Genomic DNA, 18,543 nt, shown 5'->3' with positions numbered 1-18,543 from the left:
ATTGATGCAGAGTATTTATCGAGGCCATAAAAAATTAAAGCTGGTAATTACTTGAATATAAGCGAACTACAAAATTTAAAATGTCCTTGTTCTGGGCACCAAAGCGGATGTTTTGTCAAAATTGACAGAATCTCCGCTTTTATTTTGTTCCAGAACCCGCTTCAGTTGCGGTATTGAAGGAAGAAAAATGAGTTTACTCTGGTGGTTCGATATTGGTCAAATTCACGATTATAGATAATTTCTTCAGGATACAGCCGATTTTGAAATATCTGTTTGACATTAAAATCTATTTAGCTTCAAATTATCAATCGATTACGGCATACTTTCACAGCAAAATCAATCACTTTTTTTGAGGTTCTAGAAATATCCGTCACCCTCACTCACAAACCGGTTTAATCACAAATATTTTCACTTAAACACATAAATATCTTTTAATAGTCTCGGTTTTTATACAACGAATAAAAAAACAAATAGACAATGCTTGAACTTTTTATGTACTGAGCGCTTTAATTGTAGGGTTTATTGTTGGGACGATGCCATTTACCGATTCAAAAGCGATATATGGGTTTCCCAAAAACTAAAATGAACTCTCTACTGTTTGTAATTCGTATATATAATAACGGAAATTTATGTATCTGGAAAAAATATCTCTGTTGAATATTAAAGAAGATGAAGCTACAGCAAATACATTGAATGACTATTACCTGGTCTGTTTAAGCCGGCAGTTGAGCCTTTTGGGAAGAAGAGAGGTTCACAACGGACGTGCACACTTTGGAATCTTTGGCGATGGAAAGGAATTGGCGCAAGTTGCGTTTGCCAAAACATTCCGAAAAGGCGACTGGCGATCGGGGTACTATCGCGACCAAACATTCATGCTGGCGCTGGACTTGCTGAAACCAGAAGAATTTTTTGCCATGATTTACGGCGATACCGATATGGATTTCAACCCATCAACCGGAGGACGAAATTTCAACAATCATTTCAGCACTGCAAATATAAATTCTGATGGTCAGATACAAAATCTGATGGAGCAGTTCAATTCAGCTTCTGACATTTCGCCAACTGCCGGACAGATGCCCCGTTTACTGGGACTGGCCCAGGCCTCCAAATTGGTAAGGCAAAATCCGGAATTAAAAAAGCACCTTCAGAATAATGTCGATGGAAATGAAGTAGCTTTTGGCTCAATTGGTGATGCCAGCACCAGCGAGGGAATGTTTTTCGAAACCATTAATGCAGCTGCTGTTATGCAGGTTCCGTTGGCTGTAGCTGTCTATGACGACGGTTTTGGAATCAGTGTGCCCATCGAGTTTCAAACAACAAAATCAAGTATTTCCAAAGCGCTGAAAGGTTTTGAAAACGATAAAGAAAACAATGGAATTTCAATTTATACCTGCCAAGGCTGGGATTACCCCAAATTGATACAAACCTTTGCTGAAGGCATTGAGCGATGCCGCCAAACCCAAAATCCGGCATTATTTCACATTCTGGAAGTAACCCAGCCGTTGGGTCATTCCACTTCCGGATCGCACGAACATTACAAGTCAAAAGAGCAGCTTGATTGGGAAAAAGAGTTTGACTGTGTGGCACAGTTTAGGAAATGGTTGCTGGAAAGCGGGAAAGCAGATCAGGATACACTTCTTGAAATTGAAAACAGAGCTACCAAAAACGCTCTGAATGCACGAAACAAAGCATGGAAGCATTATACAAGTAGTTTTTCGGCAGAATTAAGATCGCTCACAGCTATCGTTAACCAAATCAACCTGAAATCAGCTGGGATATCAAATTATACCGATGAACTTGAGTCTCTTACTGCTAAGACATTCCCCACAAGGCGTGCGTTTTACAGTTTTGCCAAACGAATCAATTTTGAGATTCATGGAGAGAATAACCTGACTCAGGAACGAAATGAACTGATTAAATGGTCTGAGAAATTCGGGGAACAAAACAGGAAGTTTTACAACACAAACCTTTACCGTGAGGGAAAAGATTCGGCGCTTCAGGTAACAGATGTTTCAGCCAGGTATGCCGAAAACCCGCCACAGGTAAATGGTTCACAGATTCTTAATCAGAATTTTGATGCGCTGTTCGAAAAACACCCAAATTTGGTCACTTTTGGTGAGGACACCGGAAAACTGGGCGATGTAAACCAGGGAATGAAAGGCATGCAGGCGAAATACGGAATATCCCGGGTTTTTGACACCGGAATAAGGGAAACAACCATTATTGGGCAGGGAATTGGCTTGGCATTAAGGGGGTTCCGGCCGATTGCAGAGATTCAGTACCTCGATTATTTAATCTACGCCCAATCGACACTGAGTGACGATCTGGCCAGTATGCAATACCGTACTTTAGGCAAACAGGCCGCTCCACTTATCATCAGAACACGCGGACATCAATTGCAGGGAATTTGGCATGCCGGCTCGCCGATTCAACTCATCCTTGGTTCCCTGCGTGGAATTTATCTTTGCATTCCACGAAACATGACTCAGGCCGCCGGATTCTATAACACTTTGCTGGAGTCTAACGATCCTGCCCTGGTGATTGAACCATTGAAAGGATATAACCTGAAAGAACCTCTGCCAACCAACCTGGGCGATTTCAGAGTACCACTGGGCATTCCTGAAATTATTCAGGAAGGAACCGATATTACAGCTGTAACATACGGCTGGAATGTTCATCATGTGCTGAAGGCAGCTCATCTCCTGAAGGAAATCAAAAATATTTCAGTTGAAGTAATTGATGTTCAAACGTTATTGCCTTTCGATGTAAATCACCTGATTTTGAAATCGATAAAAAAGACCAGCAAAGTGATTTTTATCGACGAGGATGTTCCGGGCGGAGGCACTGCCTATATGATGCAAAAAGTTTTACAGGAACAGCAGGCGTTTAATTATCTGGATACCGCTCCACGAACTTTGTCGGCCATGGAACACCGTCCGGCTTACGGAATCGACGGAGAATATTTCACAAAACCAAACGTCGAATTAATTTTCGAAGAAATCTACCAAATGATGCACGAGGTGAATGTGAAAGGCTACCCTGTACTATAGTTTTCATTCATAAATTAAACACATCACTTTATCAACTTTTATCAAGCCGTACAATGCTAAATTAACGGCTTTAAATAAAGTTTTTGTGGATTTTTTCCACAGTCGCCATGTGGATTCCTCACTTCACAATCAGCAACAAAGAACATTTATTTTCGAATATTAACTATGTTACATTCTGATTTTAAGCGGCATAAACAATAAGAATAATTCATCCGATTTTTTTGGCATGTTTTTGCTTATACCTGAAATGACAATAATTCATTAAAACAATTAAAATTAAACGTCATGAAAAAAGTATTGTTTTTATCAGCAGTTGCATTGATGCTTGGCCTGGCCCAGACACAGGTTACAGAAGCTGCCAAAGTTCAGGAAACAGTTATTTCAAATCAGTTGCAGGATGTGACCTATCAGGAAATCACCAACGATAAGCTTCCTGAAGCAGTTACGAAGGCCGTCGCAAAAGATTATAAGGATTTCAAAATTGACCACTCTTTCCTTGGCAGCGACGGCAACTATAAGGTTGAAATAAGTAAAGGAACCTTGAAGTATGAGCTAATCCTTTCTGAAAAAGGAGAAGTAATTAAAGTTGAACAACCGGCGAATAAAAAGAAAGAACAGTATTGATATCGAGGCAACTTAAAATAGAATATTATTTAAGTATAGTCCCATCAATAGCAATTTAATGGTTTTTGTGTGGTTAAAAAGACTATCCCGAGCGAGTTGGGATAGTCTTTTTGTTCTAATATCAACGCGCAGACCCATACTAAATGGTTAATAGCCTACGTTTTGAAAATAAACCGGTACAAACGCAAATCGTATAAATGGCAAATATTCTTATTGTTGATGATGACGCTACTTTTTGCCTGATGTTGAAAAAACTGTTAGAGAGGCATAAATTTAGGGTAACCACCAGTTTTTCGCCACAAAAGGTAAAAAGTATAGTTAAGCAACAGTTTTATGATGTTGTCTTGACAGATCTGCGCATGCCGGACATCAGTGGAATGGAGATCATCAGGCTGATAAAACGCGAGTCTCCTGAAACACAAACCATCATGATGACTGAATATGCCGATATTGCAACAGCCATCCAGTCGATCAGGCAAGGTGCCTTTAATTATATCCCGAAACCCTTTCAACCCGAAGAAGTTATAAATATTATTCGGGAAGCTTTGGAAGCAAAAGTGTCCCCTGTGGATAACCGCCCAAACAACTTATTGCAAAACGACTTCCTGTTTGGGACCAGTAAAATTTCCCTTCATTTAAAAGGGTATGTTGAATTGGTTTCTCCCACTTCGTTGTCGGTATTGATTACTGGAGAAAGTGGAACTGGGAAAGAATATATTGCCCGTTTAATACACAACTTGAGTCAGCGCAACGTAAAACCCTTTGTTGCGGTTGATTGTGGTGCAATTCCAACAGAACTGGTTGCCAGCGAGTTTTTTGGCCATATCAAAGGATCATTTACAGGAGCAATTAGCGACAAAACTGGTCATTTTGAACAAGCCAATGGAGGAACGCTATTTCTTGACGAAGTTGGAAACTTGTCGTACAGTACCCAGATTCAATTGTTGCGTACCTTGCAGGAACGCTCGATCAAGCCTGTGGGAAGCAATTATGAGATTCCGGTAGATGTGCGGATTATTGCAGCGACCAATGAAAATCTGCAACTGGCACAGGAGCAAGGAAATTTTCGGGACGATTTATTTCATCGCTTAAACGAATTCGAAATCAAGATGCCACCGCTTCGTGAACGGGAAGACGACATTTTGCTTTTTGCCCATCATTTTCTTGCCCAGGCCAATAGCAGTCTGAATAAAGATGTACAAGGCTTTGAACCAGAGGTAGAAGCTGTTTTCAGAAATTACGCCTGGCCCGGAAATCTGCGCGAAATGAAAAACGTTGTCAAACGCGCAACCTTGCTCTCTTCCGGGAGAAGAATAGGTCTGAATGAAATTTCTCCGGAAATATATCGGACTCAACAAAAGGATGAGCAGTTTAGGTTATTCAACGAAACTTCAGAAAGTGAACTAATACAAAAAGTACTGGAAACCGTGAATTATAACAAAAGCAAGGCTGCGCGGTTACTTAAAATCGACCGTAAAACTTTATACAATAAATTAAAGTTGTACCAGATCGAAATTCCTTAAAGGAAATGATTCATGGTTTTTACACCGAATAGTTTATGGCCGGTTCATTTTTTTGGATGGTTTGAATCAACGTCTCAATCATTTCCAGAACAGATCTTCCAAGTCTGTAATAATATGGGCTACCCATGAAAGCCGATTTCTTCTGCGCCAAAAGTGCCAACATCTCTACAATTTCGGCGGCCTCCAAATGACGGAAAAGCGTAAGCATTTTATGCGAAAGCTCCGAAATACCTTCATCGTCTTTTTCTTGAAGACACACACTGAAAAGTTTAACATTTATTTTGCATGAACGGATAAGTGAATTCATTATTTGCCTGAAACTTTCAGAATTGCCGCCTGAAAAGGCTATCAAACTGTCCAACCGGTAACTGATGTATTTTGTTTTTTCGGCAACTCCTGAATCACTGACTGCCGCTGCTGCGCACGGAAATGCTGAAAATCGATTTTTCATTGGGTTCAAAAGTTTTCATTTTCACGGAAATATTCCAACACATTGAATTCTGACATCGTTTTCTCAACTACGAATAACGACGTTTTTTTTTAGTAATTTTCTTAAGAAATCTAAAAAAAACCTAAAAATCAGGGCAGTCTGTTCACGTAAAAAATCTTTAGCTTTTTGTTAAGCAAAATCTAATGGCGATAAAATAACGAGAGGAAAGATGCTGCTGCGAGAAGAGGCAAGAAGATTAAACAGCTGCTTAAATAACGTGAGTTCGATCTAATCTAGCTTAGATCAAACTCACGTTATTTTGCCGATACCACACATCTAAACCCGGTATGTTCGAGGCTGGTGTCCCAGCTTGTTTTCATGCGGGCCGAAACGCGAAATCCGGAGCAATACTGATCGGTACACAGGAATGAGCCACCACGGGTTACACGCTTGGGAACGGTAGGCTCGTCAACATCCAGCGGTTCGGTTGGTCCCTGCGGGTTTTCGGCGATGTGTTGTTGTTCACATTGCTGGTAATAATCGCTTCGATACCAGTCGCTGCACCATTCCCAAACATTTCCGGCCATATCGTAAAGGCCAAAATCGTTTGCCGCAAACGACATCACCGGGGCTGCACGATAATACTTGTCTTTTGCCGTATTCTTATCCGGAAAATGTCCCTGCCAGCTATTGGCCTTCACATTACCCTGATCGATGGGCTGATTTCCCCAGGGATAAATCACATTGTTTTTACCTGAACGGGCTGCAAATTCCCACTCTGCTTCAGTTGGAAGCCGTTTCCCCGCCCATTTGGAGTATGCCTGAGCATCTTCCCACGAAACCTGTACAACCGGGTAATTATCCTTCCCGTCGATCGTGCTTTTGAGGCCCTCGGGATGCAACCAACTGGCTCCCGGAACCCAGCTCCACCATTGAGCTGCATTATCGAGCGAAACCGGATGATTCGGCGGAGAAAAGACCAGCGACGCAGCCACCAAAACAATATCAGGCGGACGTGGTGTTCCGGGTGGAAGTTGGGTCTTCAATTCTTCCCAATTGGGTTTCCGCTCGGCGGTAGTGATGTATCCAGTTGCCTTCACAAAGGCTCGGAATTCGGCATTGGTGACTTCGTGTTTGTCCATGTAAAAGGGAGAAACTTTTACATGGTGGCGCGGAAACTCGTCGGCGCGTCCCCAAGCCGAATCACCACCCATGGTAAATGTTCCTCCAGGAATATAAACCATGTTGTCCAGGCTTGCTTTGTTTTGTGAGGCAGTTAATGTTCCCGTTTGATTGCCTGCTGTTTCTCCAAAACGCGAAGGCATATTGCTTGTGCAGCAACTGGCCGTATCCTTTTTGGATAAAGTGTCAGTTCCAACATTCTTTTCATTGCTTTGTTTGGTCGACACCGAATGGCACCCATTTAGTGACACTAAAACTGCAAGTAATGAAGCCGTTTCTTTGATGAAAAGAGGAATATCTTTTGTCATGAGTCTCATAAATTTAAATTTTAAAGTGGCAATCTTTCATTACTGAAGCGCTGAAAAGCTATTTAAACAACCAATAAACAGCGGATGATGTTTACCTTTTCTGATTTTTTAGAAAATAGTCCGAAGCATCAAAAACACCGCCTGTCCGTTGGCTCTGCGTATAGTCAGACTGACTTATCTGCCAATCGTCAGCCAGTTGTTTCAGTCGCTCGTCGGCATGTTCGAACAACATTTGGTAGGCCAGGCAAAATCGCGGCTGACGCTGATCCTGCGGATCTTTGATCCGGTCTTTGGTACAGCCGCCATAGCATTTATTATACCAGCGGCATTGCTTGCATTTGCGGGGTAACAGGGCTTTGGCCTTTCCAAAATCGTCCTGCTTCTTCGAGTTCAGCATGTCGATAATCCGGTTGTGCCGTATATTGCCCAGCCGGTGACGTGGCTCCACAAAGAAATCGCACGAATAAGCATTGCCGTTGTGTTCGATCACTACGTAAGGGCCACACTCTTTCTTGTGAACACATTCCGGCGGTTCCAGCCCAACGTAATGATGAAACAGCGAATCGAAATCGCGAACCGAGGTGGTGGCCACACCGTCTTTGATGTCGGCATACCATAAATCGAACAACTTTACAAGAAAATGACCATATTTTTCGTCAGTCAGCGAAAAAGAAGCAGCCTTCGATGGGTCATTTTTGTCGGTTTCAACAATCGGGATAAACTGCATCCAGGTTAATCCCAAACTTTTATAGTAGTTATAAAGTTCTTCAGCAAAATCCGATGAATAGTCGGTGATGCAGCACATCGCATTTACAGCAACACCTTCTTCGAGCAACATACGCGCAACGCTTTCCACTTTGCTCCAGGTTGGGTGCTGGCCTTTGTCCAGTCGGTATTTATCGTGAATGTGCTGCGGCCCGTCGAGCGAAAGGCCAATCAGCCAGTCGTATTCTTTGAAAAATTTAGCCCATTCACGGTTAAGCAAGGTGCCGTTGGTTTGAAAGCCGTTGCCAACCGATTGTCCGTGCCCGTATTTCTTTTCCAGTTCGATGGCCCGTTTGTAAAAGTCAAGCCCCATTAAAGCGGGTTCGCCGCCCTGCCAAGCAAAGGAGACCGATTCTCCCGATTGCTGCATCACTTGTCGGATCAGTTCTTCCTGAATCTCCGCAGTCATCGGATGAGTTTTCGTTTCAGGAAAAAGTGCTTCCTTTTCAAGGTAAAAGCAATAGGTACAACCTAAGTTACAATCGGGTCCCGAGGGCTTGATCAGGATTGAAGTGAGCGGACGGTATTTAATCATAAATGATAGCTATGTCGTATTAATTGGAATTCTTCTCCTCTAAACTACGAAAGTTAAAGAGGAAAAGAACTCCAAAACTAAAAAAGAGACAAGTGTATTATGAAGAATTGACTTAAGTTAATAATTCCCTTTGTTCCGATGATCAAAATGGGGCCGTTCTGTTCGTTTAAGTGGAATATACATTCCCCCTGTCGATTCCATCCAATCGTAAAGATCATGATCTAATCGTTTTATCGTATCCTGAAGTTCAACAGCCTCAATGAGATTATGCATTTCGTTAGGATCATTTTTTAAATCATATAACTCGTTTGTATCCCAAACGCCATAATATCTGATGTATTTGTACTGATCCGTTCTAACTCCATGCATCGTAGGTGTTTGCGGAAATTCATGTTCCCAATAATATTCATAGAAAATACGATTCCGCCATGGAATATCTTTGCCCTGCAAAAGAGGAATAAAGTTCTGGCCTACCATTTCCGCAGATTTGTCTAATCCGGCACAGGCCAAAATCGTTGGTGCAATATCCACATTCTGCACCATTTTTTCCAAAACCTGACCACCTTTAAATAGCTCAGGACATCGCGCCAACATCGGAACTCTTACGGATTCTTCGTAAAATTGACGTTTATCTATAAGCCCATGTTCGCCCCAGGCAAAACCATTATCACCCATATAAATAACTAATGTATTATCCTCAATTCCTGCTTCTTTTAGAAAGTCCAGAACGGAACCAATACTCTCATCTACAGACATTAAAGTTTCGCAATAATTAATCACCTGAACTTTCCAGGGGCGTCCGTGGTAGGAATAATCCACACCATGCCAACTTTCGCGTTGATTTTTAACCCAGTTTGGCATCATATCTTCTCCATAATAATCCTTTCCCTGTGCGGCTTTCCCTGTTTGGGGGTCAATCGTTGGAAGTTGTTTTAACCCGTAATAAGGTGTATTAAAAGATTCTGGAATAACCAAAGGCTTTCCCGCATACATACCTTTATGTCGCTTGGCCGGCTGAAAACTGTCATGAACACCCTTATGCGACAGATAAACAAAGAATGGTTTATTGTCTTTTATTTGTCCCTTCATGAAATCGATAGCATGTTCTGTGAGCAAATCTGTCACATAGGTGCTATCTTGGTATTTTTTCCAGACACCATTTGTATTTATCCTTGGATTGTAATATTCTCCCTGACCTTGAAAAGCTTCCCAATGATTAAACCCGGGCTGAGGTTCTCCTGAATCATTACCCATGTGCCATTTGCCAAAGAAACCTGTTTGATAACCTGCTTTCTGAAGATACTGAGGAAAAAAGGTTAATCCATTTGGAAGAGGTGCTGCATTATCAACTACTTTATGTGTATGTGAGTACAGCCCAGTCAGAATAGAAGCACGGCTCGGGGAGCAAAGTGAAGTAGTGACAAATGCATTCTTAACATATGCACCTTCAGCTGCCATGCGATCCATATTCGGTGTTTTAAGCCATGGCACTTTCCCCACAAATCCCATATAATCATACCTATGGTCATCTGACAGAATAAAAACAACGTTCCTGGGTTTACCACTATTCTCTAATTTTGGCAATTGAAGTGGGTTTGATTTAACCGAAGTATTAAAACTTGATAAGGCAATTGTTGCAGCCAGAATTTTTATATTTTTCATGTGTATAAATTTTTGTTTATCATGTTGCAATTTTGGTATTAACAGAATCTGCTTGAAAAACTTATCAACCGCATGGAATAGCCATTTATTCGTTTTCGGTTTGTGTGAGCTTTAGCTCTTATGGCTATTTCATTTTTTACTTTTTTATTTGAATTAATCAAGACTAATTTAATTAAGATTTATCCGACCAGAAATCCTACGATTTTTTCCTTCAATCTGTTGAATATCATCCCCTAAGTCGACGCGTGCTTCATCAGCTAGCTTTTTAAGTTCGACAACTACTTCAGGATAATATTCTTTTACATTGTATCGTTCTCCCGGATCGCGCCTAAGATCGTAAAGACCTTCTTCAATTGGGAAGTTCTCATTCACTTCTCCAGGAAATCCATCAACTCCCGGCTTAAAACCAATGTAAGTACGGCCAGGATGAGCAAAAACCAGTTTCCAATCTCCCTTTCGAACAGCTTCCAAACTGTTCTTCCGATAATAATATAAAAATGTTTCTCGTGGATTAGCATTTTCAACGCCTTCCATTAAAGGCAAAATATTCACTCCATCAATTTGCTTCTCCGGAAGTGGCGAATTGGTAATTGAAGCCAATGTTGGCAGAATATCAATCGTTGAAGCAAGCTTATTGCAAATAGTTCCTTCCTTGATATGTCCCGGCCATTTCATAATACATGGAACACGCTGTCCTCCTTCAAAACTATTCCCTTTTCCCTCGCGTAAACCACCTGTTGATCCGGCATGATTGCCAAAATTAATCCACGGACCATTGTCAGAAGTGAAAATAACAAGCGTATTTTTATCTAATCCATTATTTTTGAGCGTTTTCAAAATCTCTCCTATCGACCAATCTATTTCCATCATTACATCGCCATATAAGCCTTGTTCACTTTTGCCTTTAAACTTGGAGGAAACCGCAAGCGGAACATGTGGCATAGAATGTGCCAGATACAAAAAGAAAGGATTACTCTTATTCCTTTTGATAAAATCAATTGCCGTTTCAGTATATGATGTAGTCAGACCAGATTGGTCATCTAAAGTTTTCAACTCTTGAATTTTATCATTATTCCTAATCAATGGTAATTCAGGATAATTTAATTTACGGGCATATTCTTTTGAAATATTTCGGCTGCCATCAAAGAAAACGGGCCACATATCATTTGAATAAGGAAGTCCCAGGTATTCATCAAAGCCTTGCTGAAGAGGCAAAAACTGACGATTATCGCCCAAATGCCATTTCCCGATTGCAGCCGACTTATATCCTTTCTCTTTTAATATTTCCGGAATAATGACTTCTGATGGGTTTAACCCAATTACCGAGTTTGGCATGAGTGCCCCAGATATTCCAACCCGATTGGGATAACATCCAGTTAAAATACCTGCACGCGATGCACTGCATACAGCCTGAGCCGAGAGAAAGTTTGTAAAACGAATTCCCTGGGCCGCCATTCGATCAAGATTTGGTGTTTTATACTGTACACCACCAGTACAACTCAAATCGCCATACCCCATATCATCAACTAAAATGAGAATAATGTTGGGCTTTTGAATTTGAGATTTAATACTTACCTGGCTGAAAGCATATGATCCGGAGACAAGCAACGATAGTCCTATAGATACTTTGGGAACAATATTCATTAGTAATCATTTTTTTAAGTTAGGTAATGATGTTAAAAAAAAATTCTAGGCCGATGCTATGGAGTCACTCATAAAATCGATAGATTACCTTTACAATATATGCTACGTTAAAGTGAATGTTTGAAAAAATTGCATTTTTTTGAACGACCAACTTATTTGCTTGCGGGTTGTGTGAATAATTTTTGCATATCCTTAGCCGAAAGCTTCCAGTATTCGATGCGTGGATTCTTTTTCACTTTTTCATTGTACTCATCAATGAATTTCTTCGAAAGCGAATCACTGTCGCCGTAATGTTTCCGAAGCTGATCCAATTGGTTGTGCAGATCTTTTTGCACTTCTGCATACAACGGATCGTTATATATATTCTTCATCTCGTGTGGGTCTTTCTCTAAATCGTACATTTCCCATTCGTCGATATCGTAGTAAAAGTGAATCAGTTTGTAGCGCTTGGTGGTGATTCCGTAATGACGCATGACATTGTGTTCTGAAGGATGCTCGTAATAGTGGTAATAATGAGACTGACGCCAATCGTCCGGAGTATTTCCCTCCAGTACCGGAACAAAGCTTCGACCCTGCATTTCGGCCGGGATTGTTGCACCGGCTGCATCGAGGATTGTTTCACCAAAATCAAGATTCGAAACCATATCATTGTTTACAGTTCCCGGTTTAATAACTCCGGGCCAGCTTATTAACAATGGAGTTTGTAACGATTCTTTGTACATCCAGCGCTTATCGAACCAACCGTGTTCGCCCAGATAAAATCCCTGGTCGGAAGTATAAATCACAATGGTATTTTTATCGAGACCGCTTTCTTTTAAATAATCCAATACCTTGCCTACGCTTTTATCAACTGCCGCAATACAGGCGAGGTAATCGCGCATGTAACGCTGGTATTTGAAACGTACCAGATCTTTACCCGTAGGATTGTCTTTTTGAATTTCTCATAAATAGGAAGATAGATTGAGTCCCATTTCTGAAGTTGTTGCTTGTTTAACCCAGCTCGTGGCTGGTCCGACATTTTTAGGTCGCGGTCGAGGGTCATCGTATGGGCAATGGTCATATTATTTAATGCTGCTGCTTTTCGGTCTCCCGAATAATCATCAAAAAGAGTTTCAGGTTCGGGGAACGTAGTATTTTCATACAGGCCCAATTCATTTGGGCCAGGTTCCCAGCTCCGATGTGGCGCTTTTTGCCACACCATTACCATAAACGGTTGTTTTGAGCCTTTTGCCTCGCTCAGAAATTTAACTGTTTTGTCGGCGATCACTTCAGTAGCATAGCCCTCCACTTCGTACTGGCCCTGCTGATTTATAAACTGAGGGTTATAATACCGTCCCTGTCCCGGGAGAATGTCGTAATAATCAAAACCAGTTGGGACACCGCCCAAATGCAGTTTCCCAATGACAGCTGTGCGATAACCTGCTTTTTGGAGTTCCTTCGCATAAGTATTTTGTGAGAAATCAAACTTCGCATCAGCAGTATTGTCTATAAATCCATTGACATGACTGTATTTACCCGAAAGTATAGTGGCTCTCGAAGGACCACAAATGGAATTGGTCACCATACACCGGTTGAAAATCATACCGTCATGGGCAATTCGATCGATGTTGGGTGTGGGCGCCAGTTTGGCCAATGGGCCGCCATAAGCGCTGATGGCCTGAAAGGCATGATCGTCGCTCATGATAAAAATAATGTTGGGTCGTGTGTTTTCAGCTTTGGGGGCTGGAGAACATCCGCCAATTATTGCTGCAAAACCTATTATCCCAGTAATCTTACTGTTAGGTATAGTTAGTTTATAACTCATTTTTTATATTTTAAAAAATCTCAATTATGAATTTTATCCAAGAATGTCATATCGATCAAATCTAAATTTCCAGAATAACATTTAAGTAATCCCATTATCATTAAATTTAAGTAAGACCAGAGTAACAATGACTCTAGTCTTACTTAAATTGTTATTTAGTTAATATCCTGGATTTTGTGTCAGTTCTTTATTCAAATCCCTCTCTAACTGAGGAATTGGCATGAGAAGATGTGCATCTTTAACATTAAGAGCAATATCAGTCTTATTTTTCTCAGCAACTTTTGATTCGTATGCACTATGATCTTTCATGCGTTGAACAAAGGTTCCTGTTCTCGACAAATCGAACCAGCGATTTCCTTCATGTACAAACTCCAATCTACGTTCATTAATTACTGCCTTTTTAAATTCGTCCTTTGACATAGACGTTAGGTTTCCACTTGCATCGCCAAATGCACGAGTTCTTATTCGGTTTAGCTGTGCTAATGCGTTTTCTGACGAACCAGTTTCATTAAGGGCTTCTGCATACATAAGGATAGCATCAGCATAACGAATGATATGCATATTGACATCACAATCAGCAGAAGAAAGAATACCATCCAACCAGAACTTTCCAGAAAGAGGAATTGATGAAGTTAAGACTTTACCAGTTAATGGATTAAGAAAATCAAATTTAAAATCTTTACTTCTACGCGTATCTTTGGGATCAAACAAATCATATAATTCTCGAGTGGGTATATCAGCTTCATTCGAACCAGTTACTCCGATGTTACCTCCAGGAATTGAGTATTTAGGCCCAGCAAGTCCCATCTCTCCATTTGAAGTATATGGTGCTTTCTTATACTCCAGGTAAAATACGGCTTCAATTCCTGGTTCCTTAGCAGGATTCCAATTATCTGCATAATTGGCTACTAACCCATAACCAAAATTATTTTCAGCCTCAACTACTTCTGCTAATTTATCTTTAGCCTTTGCATAATCACCTTTAGTAAGATAAACTTTACCAAGTAAAATTTTAGCAGCGCCTTTTGTGGCACGACCTTCTTCTTTAGTTCCGTAATCTTTTCTCAAAGGCAGATTTGCTTCTGCAAAACTTAAATCATCAATTATTAACTGATAGATTTGGTCTTTAGGGACACGGGGGCCCATCGCATCGTTAATTGACTCAAGTTTCGTGATTAATGGAACGTCTCCAAAAAAACGGACCAAATTAAAATAGTACAGAGCCCTTAAAAACCTGGCCTCGCCAATCAGCCTGTTTTTAAGCGTCTCATCCATAGTAATCTTTGGAATATTATTGATCGCCGCATTGGCACGGGATATTCCGGCATAACAGTTAACCCACATGTCTTTTACAAACGTATTCTGCGAATCAATACGCAGGAATTCAAGGTTTTGTAAAAATGCATTTGGCATACCAAGACCATTTTTCATATCGTCAGTAGGTAAGTCGGCCAACATGTACATTAACCGATTATACAATGTATTAAGCTGTGCATAGGCGGCATCAACCGCAGCTTGCCCATCTTTGGCGCTCGAGTAAAAATTATCAACAACTAATCGGTCTGTAGGTTTTTCATCTAAAAAAGAAGAACAAGATGAAAAAACAGACAGAAAAGTCAAAAGGCTATAGAATAATATTTTTTTCATTGTTATCAGATTTTCAGATTATTTCATATCGATTTTAACACCCATCATTATCGTTCTGGACTGTGGATAGCCCCCGTAATCCTCACCTGCCTGCAAGGTTGAAGCTCCTCGATAACTTACTTCAGGATCATATCCACGATAATTTGTCCATGTCAGCAAATTCTGCCCAGTAACATAGATTTTGATTCCTTGTATGTTTTTGATTTTTAGATTTTGGAAATTATAGGATAATGACAATGTTTTAAACTTGATATAAGAGCCGTCCTCAACAAACCGGTCGCTAACTAAAACAGCGCGATTTGTATTGGCTTTTGGATAAATGTTGCTGGGGTTCGTAGGGGTCCATCTATAGACTAGATCAGCATAAACATTTTCTCCACCAGTTGGCGTTTCCGAACCTATAGCATTGTAATTGAAGATTTTGTTTCCGTAGCAATACTGAAAGAAACAAGTTAGTTCAATATTTTTATAACTAAATGTATTCGTAAGTCCACCAAAGAATTTGGGGTTTGCATCACCTAATATTTCCCGGTCATTTGTTGCATCAACTTTTCCATCGCCATTTAAATCTTTGTACCTGCGCAATCCAACGCCAATTGGAGAGGTTGACGAAGTTTGCTTGGCAGTTTCATCGGTGTTTTGAAAAATACCATCAAAACGGTATCCATAGAATACTCCAATAGGTTGACCAACAACTAAACGACGGAACGAACCAGTTTTAAGATGATCATCTCCATTAGGCATTTCCTTATATGCTTCGCCACCCAATTCAATAACTTTATTCTTATTAAATGAAATATTGAATGCTGTTGTCCACCTAAATGCACCGGTAAGATTGTCACTTTCAACAGATAGTTCAATCCCCTTATTCTCAACGCTTCCAATGTTTTTTAGCATTGTTTGATAACCAGAAACAGCTGGAACAGACACATCGTACAGTAAGTCCGTTGTCTTCTTTCTGTAATAATCGGCTGTAAATCGAATCCTGTTTTGATATAAACCCAGATCGAACCCAAAATCGAGCTGTCCTGTCCTTTCCCATTGCAGGTCCGGATTTGGTATTCTATTGGGATAGAACCCTGAGACCAGCTGATTTCCAATCATCCAGCTGGCATTGCCTAATGTTGCGAGCGACTGGTAAACACCAATTTCAGTATTTCCGGTAAAACCATAACTACCCCTTATTTTCAAGTTAGTTACCGTTTTTTTGAGTGATTGCATAAATTTTTCTTCAGTAACCCGCCATCCAAAAGAGCCTGAAGGGAAAAATCCAAATTTGTTATTCGTTCCAAAACGAGAAGAGCCATCTACCCGTGCATTTACTGAAAACAGATATCTGTTCATCAAGGTGTAATTAACACGTGAAAGGTATGACATTAAGTTCCATTGTTCAGCTGAAGATCCTGGTTGATTGTATAGTGCTCCAGCACCCAGGTTGTTAAATGTCATGATGTTGTTTACAAAACTAGATGACGATGCCATGACATATTCTGTATTGTTTTGCTGCATCGTAAAACCACCAAGTACATTGAATGAATGAATTTTGTTAAAAGTTTTAGTCCAGTTAAGGGTATTTTCATTCAACCAGTTTATGGAACGATTTACGCCAATGGTACCTGTTGCTTTTCCATTTGATTGATAAATTGTAGAAGGCGTATATTGGTTTGCTTTGTCATAGAGAACGTCAGCACCAATAGTTACTTTAGCGACCAATCCCTCTGCAATTTTCCACTCTCCATAAATATCACCCAAAATACGGGAAGTTGCATTGTTAAAAATCTGCTCTTTTGCAGTTGCTACCGGATTAGGTTCAAGGGTTCCAGGAGTATTAACCTGTGTATATTCTCCAGTTAAAGGATTAGAATAAACAGGTAAAATTGGATTCATTTTTAATGCTCCGGTAATAACACCTGTTTCTCCGCCTGAGTCAGTTGCAATAGCATTATTTATGGTGTGGCTAATTGAAAAATTTGTTCCAATTTTAAATACTTCATTAATTTTTCGGTCCAAATTCAATCGGGTGGAATAACGCTTGAAGTTAGAATTGATTATTACACCTTGTTGATCGAAATAACTTCCGGAAACAGCATATGAGGTTTTTTCATCTCCCCCTGAAAATGTTAACTGATAATTTTGTGTCTTTCCTACCCTGAATATTTCGTCCTGCCAATCGGTACCACGACCTAACTTTGCGATTTCAGCCAACTTTTCAGCGTTGTATGGGGCTGTTAACTTGTCATTTGTGTAAGCCTCATTAACCAAGGCAGCATATTCCTGAGCACCCATGACATCAATCTTTTTTGTTATATTCTGGATGCCGTAATTTGCTTCAAATGTAACAACATCGTGACCCTTTTTACCTGTTTTTGTTGTAATCAACACAACACCGTTTGCGGCACGAGCTCCATAAATGGCAGTTGCAGCAGCATCTTTAAGAATCTCTATAGATTCAATATCGTTAGGATTAACAGTTGAAAGTCCGCTCATCTGCACATTACCTCCGGTGTTTCCAAAACCGCTGCCACTATATACCGGAAATCCATCAATAACATAAAGAGGCTCATTTCCGCCCTGAAGAGAGCTACTACCGCGAACCCGAATTGATGCCACAGCACCAGGCATACCTGATGTTTGTGTAACCTGCACCCCAGATGCCCTGCCAACCAATCCCTGATCTATCGATGTCATAGGAGTCTGCTGTAACTCGCCTGTTTTAACCGATGAAACAGAACCTGTCAGGTCACTTTTTTTTACTGTTCCATAACCAATTGCCACCACTTCTTCTATTCCAATTGCATCTTCAATTAGAGTAATGTTTATCGTTGTCTTATTACCAACTGTATATTCCTGTGACTTCATTCCCACAAACGAGAATTGCAAAATGGCATTATCCGGAATTTTTGGAACTGAAAATTTACCATCCATATCGGTAATAACACCGGTAGTAGTGCCCTTTACAACAACTGAAACACCAGGTAAACCAGCTCCAGTGTTATCAGTAACTTTTCCTGAAACTGATTTTTGCTGCTGCAGGAGGTTGTCCACTTTATTAAAAAGCACAATGTTGTTGCCTTCCATCGCATAACTTATGCCTGTGCTCTGAAATATTCCTGAAAGTACGGTAGCAACAGATTGCTCCTTCACCTCCATATTTATTTCACGATTTAAATCAATCTCATTTTTGTTATACACAAACAGGTAATCTGTCTGTCGTTCAATGGCATTTAAAACTTGAATGAGGTTTGAATTCTTGATGGACAAACTCACTTTTGCTACCTGCGAATTAACGTTAGTGGCAAAAAGCGATGATGCAAACACCAGAATCAGAAGACATGTTGTTCTCATCTTTCGGAATAGTTGTTTAGTTAA

At 40.4% G+C, this 18,543-nt stretch carries 12 protein-coding genes; 3 read left to right on the top strand and 9 right to left on the bottom strand.

What is annotated here, in order from left to right:
- Positions 1 to 653: 653 nt before the first annotated feature.
- From AQPE_RS21550 to AQPE_RS21540, 3 genes are all read left to right on the top strand, one after another.
- A complete protein-coding gene (locus tag AQPE_RS21550) occupies positions 654 to 3,050 on the top strand; it encodes an alpha-ketoacid dehydrogenase subunit alpha/beta (protein WP_318348545.1) in 2,397 nt (798 codons plus the stop codon).
- 285 nt (positions 3,051 to 3,335) lie between these two features.
- Entirely contained in the window at positions 3,336 to 3,674 is a 339-nt protein-coding gene (locus tag AQPE_RS21545) for a hypothetical protein (RefSeq protein WP_318348544.1), read from the top strand.
- A gap of 197 nt (positions 3,675 to 3,871) precedes the next feature.
- Positions 3,872 to 5,197 (top strand): sigma-54-dependent transcriptional regulator, encoded by a 1,326-nt coding sequence (locus tag AQPE_RS21540; protein WP_318348543.1) that lies wholly within the window; start codon positions 3,872 to 3,874, stop codon positions 5,195 to 5,197.
- Positions 5,198 to 5,216: 19 nt separating this feature from the next.
- On the opposite strand, the gene AQPE_RS21535 is transcribed toward AQPE_RS21540, so the two are convergent.
- The 9 genes from AQPE_RS21535 to AQPE_RS21495 all read right to left on the bottom strand — a co-directional run bounded on the left by AQPE_RS21535 (position 5,217) and on the right by AQPE_RS21495 (position 18,519).
- Complete coding sequence (locus AQPE_RS21535; RefSeq protein WP_318348542.1) at positions 5,217 to 5,648, bottom strand: hypothetical protein; 432 nt, start codon at positions 5,646 to 5,648, stop codon at positions 5,217 to 5,219.
- Between the two features lie 293 nt (positions 5,649 to 5,941).
- Complete coding sequence (locus AQPE_RS21530; protein WP_318348541.1) at positions 5,942 to 7,126, bottom strand: formylglycine-generating enzyme family protein; 1,185 nt, start codon at positions 7,124 to 7,126, stop codon at positions 5,942 to 5,944.
- 82 nt (positions 7,127 to 7,208) lie between these two features.
- Positions 7,209 to 8,417: an anaerobic sulfatase maturase gene (locus AQPE_RS21525; protein WP_318348540.1), complete on the bottom strand. Its 1,209-nt coding sequence runs from the start codon at positions 8,415 to 8,417 to the stop codon at positions 7,209 to 7,211.
- 117 nt (positions 8,418 to 8,534) lie between these two features.
- Positions 8,535 to 10,079 (bottom strand): sulfatase family protein, encoded by a 1,545-nt coding sequence (locus AQPE_RS21520; protein WP_318348539.1) that lies wholly within the window; start codon positions 10,077 to 10,079, stop codon positions 8,535 to 8,537.
- 168 nt (positions 10,080 to 10,247) lie between these two features.
- Positions 10,248 to 11,723: a sulfatase family protein gene (locus AQPE_RS21515; RefSeq protein ID WP_318348538.1), complete on the bottom strand. Its 1,476-nt coding sequence runs from the start codon at positions 11,721 to 11,723 to the stop codon at positions 10,248 to 10,250.
- Between the two features lie 152 nt (positions 11,724 to 11,875).
- The gene (locus tag AQPE_RS21510) at positions 11,876 to 12,604 is read right to left on the bottom strand and encodes a sulfatase/phosphatase domain-containing protein (protein ID WP_318348537.1); all 729 of its coding nucleotides are present in this window, start codon (positions 12,602 to 12,604) and stop codon (positions 11,876 to 11,878) included.
- Positions 12,559 to 13,527: a sulfatase-like hydrolase/transferase gene (locus AQPE_RS21505; RefSeq protein ID WP_318348536.1), complete on the bottom strand. Its 969-nt coding sequence runs from the start codon at positions 13,525 to 13,527 to the stop codon at positions 12,559 to 12,561. Before AQPE_RS21505 ends, AQPE_RS21510 begins: the two co-directional genes overlap by 46 nt.
- Before the next feature lie 159 nt (positions 13,528 to 13,686).
- On the bottom strand, positions 13,687 to 15,174 hold the full coding sequence (locus AQPE_RS21500) for a RagB/SusD family nutrient uptake outer membrane protein (RefSeq protein ID WP_318348535.1): 1,488 nt from the start codon (positions 15,172 to 15,174) through the stop codon (positions 13,687 to 13,689).
- Between the two features lie 18 nt (positions 15,175 to 15,192).
- Positions 15,193 to 18,519 carry a TonB-dependent receptor gene (locus AQPE_RS21495; RefSeq protein WP_318348534.1) on the bottom strand — a complete coding sequence of 1,109 codons (3,327 nt, stop codon included), beginning with the start codon at positions 18,517 to 18,519 and terminating at the stop codon, positions 15,193 to 15,195.
- Positions 18,520 to 18,543: the final 24 nt, after the last annotated feature.

The sequence above is a fragment of the Aquipluma nitroreducens genome, assembly GCF_009689585.1.
Lineage (GTDB): Bacteria > Bacteroidota > Bacteroidia > Bacteroidales > Prolixibacteraceae > Aquipluma > Aquipluma nitroreducens.
This window is presented reverse-complemented; position numbering and strand designations above follow the sequence as displayed.

What these genes read in the sequence shown, in the direction of transcription:
- AQPE_RS21545 (WP_318348544.1), top strand. Translation starts at nt 3,336, where the DNA reads ATGAAAAAAGTATTGTTTTTATCAGCAGTTGCATTGATGCTTGGCCTG.
- AQPE_RS21540 (WP_318348543.1), top strand. Translation starts at nt 3,872, where the DNA reads ATGGCAAATATTCTTATTGTTGATGATGACGCTACTTTTTGCCTGATG.
- AQPE_RS21535 (WP_318348542.1), bottom strand. Translation starts at nt 5,648, where the DNA reads ATGAAAAATCGATTTTCAGCATTTCCGTGCGCAGCAGCGGCAGTCAGT.
- AQPE_RS21530 (WP_318348541.1), bottom strand. Translation starts at nt 7,126, where the DNA reads ATGAGACTCATGACAAAAGATATTCCTCTTTTCATCAAAGAAACGGCT.
- AQPE_RS21525 (WP_318348540.1), bottom strand. Translation starts at nt 8,417, where the DNA reads ATGATTAAATACCGTCCGCTCACTTCAATCCTGATCAAGCCCTCGGGA.
- AQPE_RS21520 (WP_318348539.1), bottom strand. Translation starts at nt 10,079, where the DNA reads ATGAAAAATATAAAAATTCTGGCTGCAACAATTGCCTTATCAAGTTTT.
- AQPE_RS21515 (WP_318348538.1), bottom strand. Translation starts at nt 11,723, where the DNA reads ATGAATATTGTTCCCAAAGTATCTATAGGACTATCGTTGCTTGTCTCC.
- AQPE_RS21510 (WP_318348537.1), bottom strand. Translation starts at nt 12,604, where the DNA reads ATGCGCGATTACCTCGCCTGTATTGCGGCAGTTGATAAAAGCGTAGGC.
- AQPE_RS21505 (WP_318348536.1), bottom strand. Translation starts at nt 13,527, where the DNA reads ATGAGTTATAAACTAACTATACCTAACAGTAAGATTACTGGGATAATA.
- AQPE_RS21500 (WP_318348535.1), bottom strand. Translation starts at nt 15,174, where the DNA reads ATGAAAAAAATATTATTCTATAGCCTTTTGACTTTTCTGTCTGTTTTT.
- AQPE_RS21495 (WP_318348534.1), bottom strand. Translation starts at nt 18,519, where the DNA reads ATGAGAACAACATGTCTTCTGATTCTGGTGTTTGCATCATCGCTTTTT.